The 15,824-nt window shown below is 36.1% G+C and carries 19 protein-coding genes and 1 pseudogene; 19 read left to right on the top strand and 1 reads right to left on the bottom strand.

Annotated elements, in window-relative coordinates:
- The first annotated feature begins 4 nt into the window (after positions 1–4).
- Complete coding sequence (locus OCV48_RS04485) at positions 5–430, top strand: LptM family lipoprotein (protein ID WP_005602876.1); 426 nt, start codon at positions 5–7, stop codon at positions 428–430.
- A gap of 82 nt (positions 431–512) precedes the next feature.
- Here OCV48_RS04485 and OCV48_RS04480 read toward each other — a convergent pair whose 3' ends face one another.
- A complete protein-coding gene (locus OCV48_RS04480; protein ID WP_005602875.1) occupies positions 513–761 on the bottom strand; it encodes a transposon-transfer assisting family protein in 249 nt (82 codons plus the stop codon).
- Positions 762–1,218: 457 nt separating this feature from the next.
- Here OCV48_RS04480 and OCV48_RS04470 point away from each other — a divergent pair.
- From OCV48_RS04470 to OCV48_RS04385, 18 genes and pseudogenes are all read left to right on the top strand, one after another.
- A pseudogene (locus tag OCV48_RS04470) lies at positions 1,219–2,106 on the top strand (MFS transporter); the annotation flags it as partial.
- A gap of 66 nt (positions 2,107–2,172) precedes the next feature.
- Positions 2,173–4,074: a glycoside hydrolase family 2 TIM barrel-domain containing protein gene (locus tag OCV48_RS04465; protein WP_006859544.1), complete on the top strand. Its 1,902-nt coding sequence runs from the start codon at positions 2,173–2,175 to the stop codon at positions 4,072–4,074.
- The gene (locus OCV48_RS04460) at positions 4,058–5,011 is read left to right on the top strand and encodes a beta-galactosidase small subunit (RefSeq protein ID WP_005602861.1); all 954 of its coding nucleotides are present in this window, start codon (positions 4,058–4,060) and stop codon (positions 5,009–5,011) included. Before OCV48_RS04465 ends, OCV48_RS04460 begins: the two co-directional genes overlap by 17 nt.
- A gap of 24 nt (positions 5,012–5,035) precedes the next feature.
- The gene (locus tag OCV48_RS04455) at positions 5,036–5,857 is read left to right on the top strand and encodes an AraC family transcriptional regulator (protein ID WP_006859543.1); all 822 of its coding nucleotides are present in this window, start codon (positions 5,036–5,038) and stop codon (positions 5,855–5,857) included.
- A complete protein-coding gene (locus OCV48_RS04450) occupies positions 5,854–6,324 on the top strand; it encodes a methylglyoxal synthase (RefSeq protein WP_005602859.1) in 471 nt (156 codons plus the stop codon). The genes OCV48_RS04455 and OCV48_RS04450 overlap by 4 nt, the downstream gene beginning before the upstream one ends.
- Before the next feature lie 218 nt (positions 6,325–6,542).
- Positions 6,543–6,878, top strand: coding sequence for a helix-turn-helix domain-containing protein (locus OCV48_RS04445; protein WP_242655659.1), 336 nt, complete (start codon positions 6,543–6,545; stop codon positions 6,876–6,878).
- Positions 6,879–6,922: 44 nt separating this feature from the next.
- Positions 6,923–7,630 carry a LytR/AlgR family response regulator transcription factor gene (locus tag OCV48_RS04440; protein ID WP_055196100.1) on the top strand — a complete coding sequence of 236 codons (708 nt, stop codon included), beginning with the start codon at positions 6,923–6,925 and terminating at the stop codon, positions 7,628–7,630.
- A 2-nt stretch (positions 7,631–7,632) separates the two neighbouring features.
- Entirely contained in the window at positions 7,633–8,919 is a 1,287-nt protein-coding gene (locus tag OCV48_RS04435) for a GHKL domain-containing protein (RefSeq protein ID WP_147591266.1), read from the top strand.
- A 103-nt stretch (positions 8,920–9,022) separates the two neighbouring features.
- The gene (locus OCV48_RS04430; RefSeq protein WP_005602854.1) at positions 9,023–9,187 is read left to right on the top strand and encodes a cyclic lactone autoinducer peptide; all 165 of its coding nucleotides are present in this window, start codon (positions 9,023–9,025) and stop codon (positions 9,185–9,187) included.
- A gap of 14 nt (positions 9,188–9,201) precedes the next feature.
- Positions 9,202–9,786 (top strand): accessory gene regulator B family protein, encoded by a 585-nt coding sequence (locus OCV48_RS04425; protein ID WP_015561010.1) that lies wholly within the window; start codon positions 9,202–9,204, stop codon positions 9,784–9,786.
- A gap of 156 nt (positions 9,787–9,942) precedes the next feature.
- Complete coding sequence (locus OCV48_RS04420; protein ID WP_005602850.1) at positions 9,943–10,701, top strand: LytR/AlgR family response regulator transcription factor; 759 nt, start codon at positions 9,943–9,945, stop codon at positions 10,699–10,701.
- Between the two features lie 579 nt (positions 10,702–11,280).
- Complete coding sequence (locus OCV48_RS04415) at positions 11,281–12,006, top strand: sensor histidine kinase (RefSeq protein WP_262558995.1); 726 nt, start codon at positions 11,281–11,283, stop codon at positions 12,004–12,006.
- Positions 12,007–12,143: 137 nt separating this feature from the next.
- Positions 12,144–12,725 (top strand): accessory gene regulator B family protein, encoded by a 582-nt coding sequence (locus OCV48_RS04410; protein ID WP_005602844.1) that lies wholly within the window; start codon positions 12,144–12,146, stop codon positions 12,723–12,725.
- Positions 12,722–12,871 (top strand): AgrD family cyclic lactone autoinducer peptide, encoded by a 150-nt coding sequence (locus tag OCV48_RS04405; protein ID WP_005602841.1) that lies wholly within the window; start codon positions 12,722–12,724, stop codon positions 12,869–12,871. The genes OCV48_RS04410 and OCV48_RS04405 overlap by 4 nt, the downstream gene beginning before the upstream one ends.
- A 97-nt stretch (positions 12,872–12,968) precedes the next feature.
- Positions 12,969–13,505, top strand: a complete 537-nt coding sequence (locus OCV48_RS04400; RefSeq protein WP_005602840.1) for a hypothetical protein — start codon at positions 12,969–12,971, stop codon at positions 13,503–13,505.
- 52 nt (positions 13,506–13,557) lie between these two features.
- Complete coding sequence (locus tag OCV48_RS04395; RefSeq protein ID WP_005602838.1) at positions 13,558–14,085, top strand: hypothetical protein; 528 nt, start codon at positions 13,558–13,560, stop codon at positions 14,083–14,085.
- Between the two features lie 65 nt (positions 14,086–14,150).
- A complete protein-coding gene (locus OCV48_RS04390) occupies positions 14,151–14,690 on the top strand; it encodes a hypothetical protein (protein WP_015521442.1) in 540 nt (179 codons plus the stop codon).
- A gap of 139 nt (positions 14,691–14,829) precedes the next feature.
- Positions 14,830–15,516, top strand: coding sequence for an H-NS histone family protein (locus OCV48_RS04385; protein WP_262558987.1), 687 nt, complete (start codon positions 14,830–14,832; stop codon positions 15,514–15,516).
- Positions 15,517–15,824 lie beyond the last annotated feature (308 nt).

Genomic DNA, 15,824 nt, shown 5'->3' with positions numbered 1-15,824 from the left:
AAGTATGAAGAAAGTCTTTACATTTTTTCTCGCAATGGCAATTATATTTGGAATTTCTGGTTGTGGAAAGAAAGAATATATTGTTTTTCCTTTTTCTGCATCAGATGTTGTGAAAATTGAAACGTACTATTCTAACTCAGAGGCAGACACCAAGGAAAAAACGCTAACAGAAGAAGCGGATATTGACTACCTATATACGTTTTTTTCTGAGCTGCCTGTGAAAGATGCAAATTCAGATTCTACTAACGACGGTAGTACAATAAAATTCGTGTTTGATCTTTCAGATGGGACGAATTACGAACTTGTTTACATTGGTATTGCAACAAAAAAGGGATACCTACAATCTGAAACTTCTGATTTTTATTATTTTACATCTTCTGACATCATTGGTGTTTGGGCAAACTTATCTAAGATGCGGCTTGACTTTTAACAATCCCTACGATTGGAAACAGCTTAGCACAAAAAACGCGGGGCGCAGCAGTCATCATCGGCTGCCGCGCCCGCGTCATCTTTTACTCTGCGTCTGAAAGCGTCATGGTGAACTGCGCTTCCTCAAATGCTGCGTCGGTTATGTTTTGCAGTTTATGGATCGTCTGCTCTGCCAGCGGACGCATAGCTGCGTCCATATCCGGCAGTGCGTCGGAAATCGCCGCAATCGTTCTGCGGCAGTCGTGCTTGTGGTAAATGCAGATGGTTGATTGAATACGTTCTTTTACTTCTGATGCGGAAACACCTTGTTGATGTGCAATCGCTTTAAACACCTGTTTTGTATCACGTTTTTTGATACCAAATATCTAACCACAATCTTTTTGACTAAATTATTTCCATTTGGTAATACCCCAAAAACGTGAACAGAAAAAGACGCTAATGTATATACTATTCTAATTACTAACTAGGATGGGATTGATGATGCCCATATATATTATGTGAATAGGAAAGAGTATGTTGATTGGGCAGTTAAGGTGCTTACAGTCGTTCGAAGCGTATGGAGCACGTTTTCAGGTGAAGGAGCGAGCGAATGGAGAGAATCGGTTCACAAAGAATTTATAAAAACAGGAATAACTCCTAAAGATTATTTGGATTTTGTATGTAGTATTTTGCACATAAGCAGAAAAGTAAAAATAATTCTTCTGGATGGGACAGTCCAAGAGGCAAAGATATTAGATTTTCTTGATATGAGTTATGATTTGACGGATGGGCGAATCGAGGAAAGTATTGAATCTGGTCATCCAGTCTGTTACTGTTGGTGCAGTAGAAATGTTTGGTGGCGGTGCAGCCGCATGGAGAACTATCGCATTTATTTACTGTATTATAGGTATTATTACCAATACACTTGCTGTATTTTCGGTAAAAGAGCTGTCAGATGAAGAATTAAAAGATGACAGTGTGGCAGGAGAGGAAGATGACAAACTTTCTTTTAAGCAGACAATAAAACTTCTCTTTAGTAATAAATATTTTTCAATGATTTGTGTGATCTATATTCTTCAGCAGCTTCGTGCTTCTATGGTGAATGTAGGAATCTTTTTTATGACATATGTATTGCTGAATAAGAATTTGTTCGGTGTATTTTCATGGGCGAATAATATTCCTTTGATCATTGCACTTGCCGTTACACCTGCACTGGTTTCAAAAATGAAAGGAATGTATAAGTTAAACAAGTATAGTTATATGCTTGCTACAGTATGCCGTTTGATGGTTGCAGTGGCAGGTTATCTGGGAAGTGTTCCGCTGATGCTGTTATTTACAGTTCTTACATCCCTCGGAGAAGGACCGTGGCAGGGAGACATGAGTGCAGTAATTGCACAGTGTTCAGAACATACTTATTTAAAGAGTGGAAAGCGGATTGACGGTTCCATGTTCTCCTGTACTTCATTAGGTGTAAAGCTCGGTGGAGGTATTGGTGTTGCACTTTCAGGCTGGCTGCTTGACATAAGTGGATATATTAACCTTGATAATGCGGTTCAGCCGGATAGCTGTATCAATATGATGTATTTTATGTATCTGTGGCTTCCGTTTATATTTGACATTATTATTACAGTCATTCTTTCATTCCTTAATGTAGAGAGTGCAAATATGAAATTAAAAGAAAATATGCAGAATCAGTAATGAAAATAGCCCCTGGAGTTTGACTTTAGGGGCTATATAGAAAATAAGAAAAAAAGGAGAATTATTATGAACGCTGATATGAAATGGTTAGACAATCCGGAAGTGTTCCGTGTAAACCAGTTGGACGCACACAGCGACCATTGTTACTATATGGATTATGCAGATATGGAAAAATCAGAAAATCCTTTGATGCAGTCATTAAATGGACAATGGGAGTTTGCTTTTAGCAAAAATGTAATGGACAGACCGGAAAATTTCTATGAGGAAAATTTTGATGCATCTTCATTTGATAAGATTATGGTTCCGGGGCATATCGAACTGGCAGGCTATGACAAAATACGCTATATCAATACGATGTATCCGTGGGAGGGAAAAGAATATCACAGGGGTGCGTATAGTATGGAGAGTACCGGGGACGAGGCAGGAATGTTTTCCGAGGCAGAGTATAATCCTGTCGGATCTTATATCAAACGATTTGATTTGAGTGAGCAAATGCGTGAAAAGAAAATCCGTATCTGTTTTGAAGGTGTGGAAGAAGCGATGTATCTGTGGCTGAATGGTCAGTTTGTAGGATATGCGGAGGATAGTTTTACACCGTCAGAATTTGATCTGACACCATTTATCAGAGAAAAAGGAAATGTGCTGGCAGTTCAGGTTCACAAAATGAGTACGGCAGCATTTTTGGAGGATCAGGACTTTTTCCGATTTTTTGGAATTTTTAGAAATGTAACTTTAAAAGCAGTGCCAGAGGTGCATTTGGAAGATGTATGGTTTCAGCCAACACTAAACAAGGACAATATAAGCGGCAGGGTATCGGTAAAGATGAAAGTATCTGCTCCAGAAGGAAAGAAAGTATCTGCCCATTTGGTTTTAAAAGACAGAGAGAATAATCAGGTGGCAGAGGACAATATCACCTTAGAGGAAAAAGCTGGAAGTCTTGTAGGAGTGATAGATACTGAGGTTGGAAGTGTTAAGGCATGGGATAATTACTGCCCATATCTGTATCACGCATATGTAGAGCTTAGAGGCGAAGATGGAGAAATATTAGAGATAATTCCATATGACATAGGTTTCAGAAGACTGGAAATGATTGACAAGGTAATCTATTTAAATGGTAAACGTCTTGTCATTACCGGAGTAAACCGTCATGAGTGGAGTGCAAAGACAGGAAGAAGCATCAGTATGGATGAAATGACAGCAGACATTGATTGTATGATTAGAAATAATATCAATGCAGTACGCACATGCCATTATCCGGATCAGATACCGTGGTATTACCTGTGTGATAAAGCTGGTATTTATGTAATGGCAGAAACGAATATGGAAAGTCATGGAACATTCCAGAAACTTGGTGCGATTGAACCATCGTGCAGCGTACCTTGTTCTATTCCGCAATGGCGGGAGGCTGTTGTTGACAGGGCTAGGAGTAATTTTGAAACTTTTAAAAACCATACAGCAATTCTTTTCTGGTCTTTAGGAAATGAATCTTATGCGGGTGATGACATAGAAGCAATGAATACTTACTTCAAGGAAAAGCAGGATGGCAGATTTGTTCATTATGAAAGCTCTTTCTATGACCGTAATTATGAGGAAACCATATCAGATGTAGAGAGCAGGATGTATGCAAAGCCTTATGAAGTGGAGGAATATTTAAATAATAATCCAAAGAAACCGTATCTTTTGTGTGAGTATATGCATGATATGGGTAATTCGATGGGAGGACTTGGTACTTATATGAAGTTAATAGATAAGTATGAGATGTACCACGGTGGATTTATCTGGGATTTCATTGATCAGGCACTTCTCGTGAAAGATGAAGTGACAGGAAAAGAAGTTTTGCGTTATGGCGGGGACTTTGATGATAAGCCTTCTGATTATGAGTTTTCAGGAAATGGAATTGTATTTGCAGACCGTAAGGAAAAACCAGCTATGCAGGAAGTGAGGTATTACTATGGCTTATACAGATAAGAATAAATTGAGAGTTGTATATGGAGATTATACACTTGGTGTACATGGAGATGGGTTTGACTATATATTCTCTTATTCACAGGGCGGTTTGGAGTCTATAGTAAAAAACGGTTATGAATGGCTGTATCGTTGTCCAAAGCCTACTTTTTGGAGAGCATTAACAGATAATGACAGAGGCAGCAGGTTTCACATTAAAAGTGGAAGCTGGCTCGCATCGGATATGTTCATTGACTGTAAAAAAACTGAAGTTATTATGGATGGTGAATTGCAAAAGCAGTATGCTCCGGACAATAACAGCTATGGCGGTGATGTGGCTGCCGGGGAAATAATTGTGAAATATACTTATGAGACTGTCAGCAATCCAGTAACAACAGTCATTGTATCTTATACCATTGATGTAACTGGAAATATCAAGGTGGATGTGGATTACACAGGAGTAAAGGGACTGCCGGAACTTCCGGTATTCGGAATGAGGTTTATTATGCCGACACTTGCAGATAAATATATGTACAAGGGATTATCGGGGGAAACCTATCCGGACAGAAAGGCAGGGGCAGAAAAAGGAATTTATGAGGTATCAGATTTGAGCCTGACACCATATCTGGTTCCACAGGAATGTGGTATGAGAATGGATACAGAGTGGCTGGAGATTACAAGACATACAAGTCTTGATAATAGCAGAACGGATAGTTCACCACAGACATTAAGAATAGAAGAAAACGACAAGGCATTTGCTTTTTCGTGCCTGCCTTATACAGCATCAGAGATTGAAAACGCAACACACCATGAGGAACTGCCACCAGCAAGAAGAACAGTCCTTTGTGTCTATGGTGCAGTAAGAGGAGTCGGTGGAATTGATAGCTGGGGAAGTGATGTGGAAGATGATTATCGGATTAGTGCAGAAAAAGACATTCACTATTCCTTCATTATCCGCTAAGTTTGTTTGAGGAGTTGCTTGCAAGTGTTATTGGTATATGAGAACAGAACTGATGGAATAGTGGTAGAGTGGAAGAAAACAGTGCATTTTCCACCACATTTACATGAAGCAATAGAGGTAGTGTATGTAACGGATGGGGATATTGAACTTGGAGTTGGACAAGAATTGTATCACATGGATGAGGGTGATTTTGCAATCGTGTTTCCAAACGTAATACATCATTATCAAGTATTTGGGAAAAAAGAAAACAAGGTAATATACCTGTATCTTGATCCGACACTGTTTCCTTCCTATTATAAAGAGTTGCAGATATACAGCCCGAAGAACCCGGTTGTAAAAAAAGAGCAAGTGCATCCTGATGTAGTAAATGCCATAAAATATCTGGCAGGAATAACAGAGGGGAATCCCATGCTGATACAGGCTTATGTACAGATGATTCTTGCCCATGTTTTCGCAGAAATGCCAATGGTTGATAAAAGCACAGTAGGGAGTGATGACCTGATTTATAATGCGGTAGAATATGTAGCTAAAAATTTTAGAGAGAAAATCAGTCTTGAAAAAATGGCATACGATTTGTGTGTAAGCAAATATGTGTTATCAAGAATGTTTGCAAAAACATTTCACTGTAATTTTAGTAAATATGTGAATGGAGTCCGGTTAAATTATGCAGTTGCGGCACTGGAAAACACAATGGATTCCATTACAAATATATGTCTTGATTGTGGGTTTGAAAGTCAAAGAACTTTTAACCGTGTTTTTAAGGATAGATACAAGATTACACCAAGAGAGTACAGAAAAAGGATGGAACACAATAATAGAAACGGCAGCTTGGGGGTACGCAGATGATTAAATATCTTACAATGACGATTGAAAAACAAAAAAACATAGCTTTGATTGCTCATGATGGGAAAAAACAGGATATGTTGAAATGGTGTATGGACAATAAAGAAATTTTACAGCAACATAATCTGTCAGGAACCGGAACGACTGCGAGAATGATAGCAGATCATGTAGGATTAAAGATAAAAGGATATAACAGTGGTCCATTAGGTGGAGATCAGCAGATAGGGGCAAAAATTGTAGAGGGAAATATCGACATGGTTATTTTCTTCTCCGATCCACTGGCAGCACAGCCACATGATCCAGATGTTAAGGCACTTCTTAGAATTGCACAGGTGTATGATATACCGATTGCAAATAATATTGCGACAGCGGATTTTATGATTCATTCCACACTTATGAATGAACAGTATTCACATCAGATTGAAAATTTTAAAAATACAGTGGATGTCAGAGTAAAAGAAATGCAGTGATGGATATGATAAATAGCCAAAAGCTGTCCGCTAATAGAATTTACAACAGAATATAAAGCAGATAAAGACGAATGGCATCAGGTGTGCCATTCGTTTTTTTAATAAAAGCACAAATTAACCTACTCACGAGCATAAAATGATGTGCATTGGGTTGTTTTCTGGACTATGAGAATCAAAGTCCCATTGATATGATTAACATGGAAAAGAGGTGCAAAATCTTGGACACAGGAAGAAAAGATGCCAATATACAGATAGGAAAGAGACTAAGAGAGGCAAGACTGAATATGAACCTTGAAAAGTCAGAAATTGCGGATGTATTGGGTGTTACAGTAGAACATTATCGAAAACTTGAAGCAGGTGTAACTGGAATATCTGTAGATAAAGTATTGACACTCTATCATAAATATGGAATTGATCCTACATATCTTATAACAGGCGAGAGCAGCAACATAAAAGATTTTAATTTGGATTACTATGTTGCGAACAGCACAAAAGAGCAGAGAAATGATTTTTTTGACCGTGTGCTGGCGTATTTATCTAAGTTGATTAGATAAATTGAAGTGCTTCCTGCTTCCAAGCTCGAAAAGGAGGAAGTGTTATGCTTAATATTGCGGTCTGTGATGACAGCAGAACAGATGTAGAAATGCTGGAAAGTGCTTTTGATAAGTTAGCACAGTACCAGTTTTCTTATGAAGTGTATTTTACAGCGAAGGAGTTGCTGAAGCATGTTATAGATGATGGGGAAATGTATCATCTGTATATATTTGACATTGAAATGCCGGAGATGAATGGTTTGCAGCTTGCAAAAGAAATCCGGAAAATAGATGCCAAAGCATTGTTTGTATTCCTGACTGGATATACTCAGTATGTTATGGATGTTTTTGAGGTTATTACCTTTGACTATATTTCTAAACCGATTACAGTGGAAAAGCTGGAGTCCGTTCTTTTAAAAGCCATGCAGTATCTTCATATGATAAAGCGTGACTTTGTCTTTCAGTTCCGAAAAAATCAGTTTCGTATTAGCTGCGATGATATTGTGTATTTTGAGAAGAAAGGTCGTCAGGCAGTGATACATACGATTTCAGAAAATTTCAAGGCAAATATGACAACTGAAGAAATATGGAAACAGCTTGATGATAAGGTCTTTGCCCATATTCATGTATCATATATCATCAATCTTGGGCATATCAGGGCGATTGATGGAGATGAAGTAGTGATGGACAATGAAGAAAGACTTCTGATTGCCCGCTCCCATAAGCAGAATTTAAAAGAAAAACATATGGAGTTTGTAAGGAGGATGGTTTAAGGATGGAATATGTGATACGCTTTGCCATCAGCCTGTTTGATCTGGCAGTGTTTATGTATTATTTTCATTCCAATAAGAAAATGAAACCAGTATCAAAGGTATGGATATGGGCTGGATTTACCATTGCTGCAATTATATGGACATTTGTCAGTAGCATAAAAAATCCGTATCTGAATCTTGCGACTCTTTTGATTGTGCTTATACTGTTATCATTTTATTATGAATCAGGAATGTGGACGAGAATTATAAATATTGTGACATTCATGGGTATTGGAATGCTGTTTGAACCTGTAGCCTTGCTGTTACTCCATGCTATGAATTTTCATATGGGAGAAAGTTATAAATATTATTTGGTAATGGTAATATGCAGCTTTGTTCGTGGAAATGTGATGTATATTCTGTCAAAATTGATTTCAAAGAAAGGGATGCAGATTGCTGATTTTCCGAAAGAAATTTTGGGTGTGCTTGTTATGGTATTTGCCTTTACGGTGTTGAACTGCTGCTTTGTTATTCTTTTGTCATTGGAAGCTGGCAGTGAAAAAAGCCTGCTTATGTGTGCCAGTATTGTAATTTCCATTGTCCTGACAGATTATTTTATGCTGTATATGATGGAACGTTTTAATTATCTTGTGCAAAAACAGTATGAGGATGCAATGTACAGGGAAGAAATGCACTATAAAGACATCTATTATGAAGAAGCAGAAAAACAGAATAAGGAAGTGCAGAAGTTAAAGCACGATATGAAACATAAATTGCATGAACTGTATCATCTGTTGGAAAATAGTGATGGGCATGAACTTTCAGAGAAAATCGGTGCGATGTGCATAGAATTTGAGCAGATAGATGAAAAGCAGTATTCTGATAATCCAATCGTAGATTCTGTGCTCCGCATTAAATTTGGCAGGGCAAAGGCAAGGGGGATAAAAGTAGAAACATCTATTCGTATTCCAAAGAAGATGCAGCTTGATCATGGGGATATAGGTGTATTGTATGGAAATCTTGTGGATAATGCGGTAGAAGCCTGTAGCAAGGTGCCGGAGGGACAGCGTTTTGTAAAGATTGAAAATAAGTACCAGTCGGGGATTTTGCTTCTTGTAATAACAAACAGCAAAACAGGAAAGAAAAATAAAAGCCTGAAAACAACCAAGAAAGATAATATCCGACATGGGCATGGTGTTCAGAGTGTCCGCAAAGTGGTAGAAAAATACAATGGAACGGTAAGTTTTACAGATAAAGGGGATATATTTGAGGTTTCAGCAATGCTCTATGGAATTGAAGTGAAGGAATAAATGCAAAGCGTTACACTTAAATGTCAATCTGTTACACTTTGCCGCATTTTCCTGTAAAGTATGATATAGTGCATTCATCAAATGCAAAGGAGGACATACATATATGTCAAAATTAAGAAGATTGATGAACCGACTCAGTCATGGAGCATTAACCAGCGTGGCAGCACTTGCCCTTACGGTAACTGCAACCAATATGAACCGTTGCTGCTGGTTTATTTTCGGACAGGACAAGTTACCGGATAATGCGAAAAAACTTAGAAAATTTTAAGGTGGTAACAGGGTATGATTGCTAAATTTGCAAAGAAGATAAATGAAATATTGATACAAAAGGGGATTGTGCAAAAAGAGGATGCAGAACTGTACCAATATGGGATAGAAAATGGCATTGTTGTTGCAGGAAACCTTTTGGCTTCTGGAATATTTGGCATTGTGACGGGGAGACCGGGACTTGTTCTGGTCTTCCTGTTATTTTATGCCTCGTTGAGAAGCTATAGTGGGGGCAGCCACTGTAAGAGTAGAATCGGCTGTTTTTTGATATCAATGGCAATTTTATTTATTCCGGTTTATACATATGAGCCTGTAATGAAAAATGTTCCTAATGCCGTGATTTTATTGATCGGAGTTCTTGCAGTGGTAATTATTATTGTCCTTGCCCCAGTGGAAAGTATCAATAAACCTCTTGATGAGGAAGAAAGAAAGTATTATGCAAGGGTAACACATTGCATAACAGCATTGCAGGTATGTGTTCTTATCATTTTATTTTGTTTGGATCTACAAGATTATTTTTATGCTGGGTATGTGAGTATAGTCCTGATAGCAGTATTTATGGTTATGGGAAAGATTGCAGTGAAACGATATGTGCAATAGCAAAATGTATTAAAAATAGGTATTGATATATAATTTTGTAGACGAACATGGAATATTACAAATATAGAGTAATGGTTAAAATTTTGGATGAAAATGCCGAAATATAATAAAAAATAGGAAAATATACAAAAAATAATCCAACCAAATGAAAGAAGTATGTCAAATTTGTGTGTGGAAGGGGATGAGCATATGTTCAGAATTGCTATATGTGATGATGAAAGACAATTTAGAAAACGCATTCATGATATTTTAATAGAATATATGAATGAAAATGATATATTATACGAAATTGATGAATTTGAATCAGGAAAGGATTTTATAAGTTTAGGTATCAATCTAGCAAAGTATGATATTGTTTTTCTGGATGTAAATATGGATGAACTGGATGGAATGGAAACTGCGCAGAAAATAAGAAAAGTCAGCAATGATGTTTTTATAGTTTTTGTTACAGCATTTATTACATGTGCCCCTCAAGGATACAGCGTAGGAGCTATAAGATATATTCTGAAAAATAATGTAAATTTTCCGGAACTAATATTTGAGTGTATGGATGCAATCAGCTTGAATATGAATTATGTAGCCCAAAAGAAGAAATTTAACTTTAATGAGGGTACAAAGATTGTAGCATTAGAGCGTTTGTTATACATAGAGAGCAGATTGCATAAACTTGAGTTTTACATTATGGAGGACAAGTTAAAAAAATATTCAATATATGGCAAACTAGATGAGCTGGAAAAAGAGTTGCAAGGTAATGATTTTATCCGGATACATCAAAGTTATCTGGTTAATATGAAGCATATTGAGAAAGTCAGCCGGTATGAGGCGTTATTGAACAATGGTATTAAGTTGGAAATTCCAAAAGCACGATATAAATTTGTTGAAGAAACATTTGTTTCGTATAAAGGAGAATTGTAGATGCTGATTAGTTACATTCAAAGTATTATGATGATAATATTGGAGGTAATATGCTGCAAAATATTTTTTGAAAGTTTTGCTGAAAAGAGATCAAAAAATAATTATAGAAATTATAGTATTATTTTAGGAATTGTGGTATGTGAATATGTAATAGCTTCATTATTTTATGATAAGTTTATCTTGAAACAAATATTGGCTATAGTTGCTGTTGCGGTGTTTATGTGCTTTTATTTTAAAATTCATTTCGGAAAAGCAATAATCTTATCATTATTATTTCAGGCATTGCTGCTTTCTGTAGACTATTTTACACTATGGTTAAATGTTTCTCTTTTTGATAGTATAGCAGAAATTAGCAGGTTGCATTTTGTAGGTGGAAGTTTAATAACGGTTTTGGGAAAAATAATTCTTTTCCTAGTTGTTTTGCTTATCAGGAAGAAAGTAGGAGGGGAGTCCTCGGATGTTTTAAGAAGTACAGATTGGCTTCGATTTATTTTTTTCCCAGTTTTTACAATCTTCACAGTTATTGCATTGATCATGACATCTGGAAACATTGAGAATCAAAAGCAGGAAAATGTATTCTTGGTTATAGCATTGTGTTTAGCAGGGATGAATATAGTTGTGTTCTATATGATAAATGATATATTAAAACGTGAAATTAAGATTCGTGAAAATGAAGTGTTTCAACTGAAAGCACGAAATCAGACAGACATGTACCGTTCTATTTCAGAAAATTTTGTTAAACAACGGAAAAAAACACATGAATATAAGAACCAGATTATGAGCATTGAGTCTTTGATAGAGATGGAAAATTATGATGAACTAAAGGATTATGTGAAAAGTATAAGCGGAAATTTGAGTACAGAGTTAGATTATATTAAAACAAATAATGTGATTATTGATGCTATATTAAATAGCAAATATAAGGAAACATTGGATAAAGGCATTGTATTTATCTTTCAAATCAATGATCTATCAGGAATTAAAATGTGTGATGAGGATATTGTTGTTATATTATCGAATCTTTTGAATAATGCAATAGAGGCTTGTGAAAAGTGCTCAGGCAAAAAATTTATGAAAATGAAACTGGTTAAAGAGAAAGACAACATTATTATATCTGTAAAGAATACATATGATGGTAAACTTAATATTAAAGATGGAGAAATACAGACCTCAAAGAAATATGAAATGGATGAGCATGGGGTTGGAATAAAAAATATAATTGAGGTTATAACAAAATATCAAGGCTCTTATGCTATACGAAATGATAATAATGAGTTCTACTTCTCAGTTATATTGCCAAACTAAGATGAACCTTAAAAAAGTGATTTGCTGCAAGCAAATCACTTTTTTTTGTCATTTTCTGCAAAAAAAGGTCACTTTCTGCAATGGATATTGTTTTGTAAACAGATAAAGTTATACTTAATTTGGCAGGAGGCATAACTATGATTGAAAAAATAGCTGATGATTTAATTGGTCAGATGACTGAAGCAAGGTTAATTGACAAAGAGATGGAAGCAAGATATGTTTATGTTTTTATCTGTTGGATAGAGAAATTTATTACTGTTGGCAGTATTATCGTAATCAGTTTGATGTTTCACAAGCTGCTCCCAACTATATTTTTTCTTGTGTTTTTTTTAGAATTAAGAAAGAGAACTGGCGGATATCATCTGGACAAGTTTTATAGATGTTATTTAGCATCCATTGTTTCTTATTTAGTTATCGTGATTATAAGTGAAAAATTGTCAGAACATCCACAATGGTTATTTGCAATAGTACTACTTGCTATAACAGGGATAGGATTGATTGGTACAGCGAATCATCCTAATATGCACATGACATCAGATGAATTGATGGAATCGAAAAAATCTGCGAGGACTATTGTTTTACTTGAGGGGTGCATAATACTTGGCTGTGTTCTGTTAGATGCAGATATGGTTTACGTTAGTTATATGGCAATAGCTGTTATATTATGTGCAGCTTTGCTGTGTATAGCAAAAATTTTTAAACAGGAGGTGAAAGAATGAAGAAGGTTAATAAGAAAGTGTTGAAGGTTGTAGAACATGTCATGAGAAATGAAGCTGTATATGGAATAGATAGATTCCCACCTGCATGCATGGGAATATTTCATCAGCCGAAACGTCCGATTATCCAGAAGAAAAGTGAAAGATAGTTAACTGGCGTGTTTTACTATTATATCTGTAGCCATAGATGCTATAGGAACTTAATTGTTTATTCCAAGATGACAAGTATAAAAAGGAGGTACTGATATGTTAAAAAAAATTAAGAAAGTTATTGCATTTGCATTAGCATTGACTATGTTAATGGGTATGGGAACAATGGTGTCAGCAGCAGAAAAGGAGAGTAGTATTCCTGAATATTCTGAAACCAATGATGGTGGAATGACGGTGAATATTGCAGGAGATCAGGAAGGAACAATAGTTGAAGGCAGTGGTAATGAGGAAGGGATTAATCCGCTATGGTGGCCTGGAGATGGACCGGCTCCGCAGGTGACAAGCATTTCACTTTATAAATATGGCTGGCTTACAAATGGAAATTTTGGCGTTACGATCAAGGTATATGGATATGGCAGCGATACTACAACATTTGATGGAAGAAGTATTTCGTGGATACATCAGGAGCCATTTATTATATCTGGTACAGGCGCAGATGGCTTCTATTATACATATGATTGTGGTCCGATTACGCAAGCGGGAAGTTATAGATTTAATACAACTTTCAGGTCAACAAACTTCCCTAATACTACACGTTCCTTTTCAACGGTATTCACGTTTAGTGCAAACTAATATATGTTAATTCATATAAATAACATATTATAATGCGAATGGAGGTGGTTAAATGCGTATTGGTTCGGGAGTGCAGAGTGTATCTGAATTATTTGGAAAGCGACAAAACAATAGCAAAACATCTGTTAACGGAAATGAGGCATTTCCTCAGACATCAATGAAAGTGTATTTAAAGACGGATGATATGTTGTTTTCAGGCGGAAATGGAACCGGTCTTTCGTTTTATATTAAGTATGCAGAAGAGTCAACAGATGATAATCCTGTAGTGATAGCCAAAGGGATTGATGAAAATGGAAAAGAATTTGAAGAAAAGATTAATATTAACGATATTGATTTGAGAAATGCTTCTTATGTCGAAATGAGTGCTTTGGAGGCATATTATGATGTTGATAGGGGTAATAGTCTCAGCTCTTTTCCACAAGAAACTGGTCACATGGGATTAAATGAAAGATGTGACCTTATATCCAGCTTTGAAAAGGTTATTCAGGATATGAACAAATTAGGAAAGTATGATTTGCAGATGTTTTATATGCGAAATATGAATACTTATCTAAATCTGGAAAGACAGAAAAAAGCATAAAGTTGTTTATAGATTCCTGTTGGAATGAAAATTTATACGATGTTAATTTGAAAGGAGATTTTAAAATGAAGAAAGTAAAAAGTTTAAAGGCGTTGGTGTTGAGTTTGATGTTATGTTTGGCAATGGGAACAACTGCGTTTGCAAGTGAAGTATCCACTCAGGGACAGGCTGCCCCTAATGCAAATAAGGCAGTAGAAGTAAGCGATTGTGGCGATTTGGACGTAGTACCTGCTTATGATGACGCCGTTGCTCTTGCAGATACGATTCAGTATGATGCAAATAGAACCATTACAAGAAGCAATTCCAGAAGCGGTGTATTCAACGGAAATTATTATTACACCATTAATAACTCAAGCGTTACAAAGTTGTGCTTAAATGTTTATATGCCTAATGAAAGTGGAACAGATTATCTTCAGGGAACAATTACTCTTGTAGGAAATGACGGAACAAGTGCACCGGTACAAATTGCTAACTATTCAGGAGATTCATGGACACTGACATTTACAGGTGTTAAGGTAGGCGTTAGATACCATTTCCATTATGAGTTGTATTCTGTTGGGTCTTCGCAGGTAGGCTATATTGCTTCTGCTGCTTATGCACAATAATAGCTGCTTGAATATGGGATATTAAGCAAGCGCAACAGAATATTTTCATTGTATGTTGCATTTTATAGCAATCTGGCATAAAGTGCAACATACTATAATAAGAAAATTAGATTATATTGCTGCTGGAGGGATTATAAATATGGTAAATATGGTAAATACCGCTGTAAATAACAATATTTACGCAGGAAGAAAATCAGGTTCAAAATATAACCAATCAAAGGCTTTTCAACAAAAGGAAGTGTTAGAGACACCGGATGTTGCAGCAGTTAACAAATATGCAAATGTTCAAGAAATTTATGAGGCACTAAAGTGTAACGTGTCATGTAGAGGATATGAACAGGGGCAGGATGAAATTGCTGAGAAAGAAATTCAAAATGATGAACCAGAAATAAGCAATGATTCCAGTGAAAAAATGACAGTATGGTATCAGGGTGTTCCTTTGGAAGAGTGGGCATTAACTGATCCTAAATACACGGATTCAGAAACGGGAATTTCATGGTATATTAGAGATGGAAAATATCCGTATATGGTAGGTGAGGATGCAGAAAAGTTCCGAAAACTTTGTGAAGAATCCGGGGAGTTTGCGCTAAAGAAATTTGCGGAAATGACGGGATTAATACAGAAATTAGATGACAATACAGTAGCGTATGTGGGTGATAACGGAATTGCAGTTAAATCTAAAGATGCGAAAGAGATGTTTGTGGACACATCAGGCTTATCATATGATATTGTTATGGATATGTTCAGAAATTTGCCTAGAAATGGGAATTTTTTCAGCAATAAGTATTGGTCAGACAATATACAGAAAGCACAGGCTCGGAGCTGATGATACGTTATATTGCAAGAGTGTGTATGCTTGGACTCCGATAGGAGAAAGCAGATTGGTTCTGATTGACAGAAGAATCATATGATTTCATCATTAATTTGGCAGGCAATAATATTCAAATTATTGCCTGCTAAATTTTTACCAAAATTCTTCTAATACCGTTTTTAGACTAGGAAATATTGTTGAAAGCGTACTCTCAATATATTCTTTAGAGCAGAACTGTAGCTTTGAAATAGTATCAATGCTGTGTTTTTTACTTGATTTCTGAGTAATTTTTGTTCTGTTGGTCATTTTCTGCAAAAACAGGT

Origin of the sequence: Bovifimicola ammoniilytica (assembly GCF_025567085.1) — a bacterium.
GTDB lineage: Bacteria > Bacillota > Clostridia > Lachnospirales > Lachnospiraceae > Bovifimicola > Bovifimicola ammoniilytica.
Note: the sequence above shows the minus strand (reverse complement) of the source record. Positions and strands in the feature narration are given on the sequence as shown.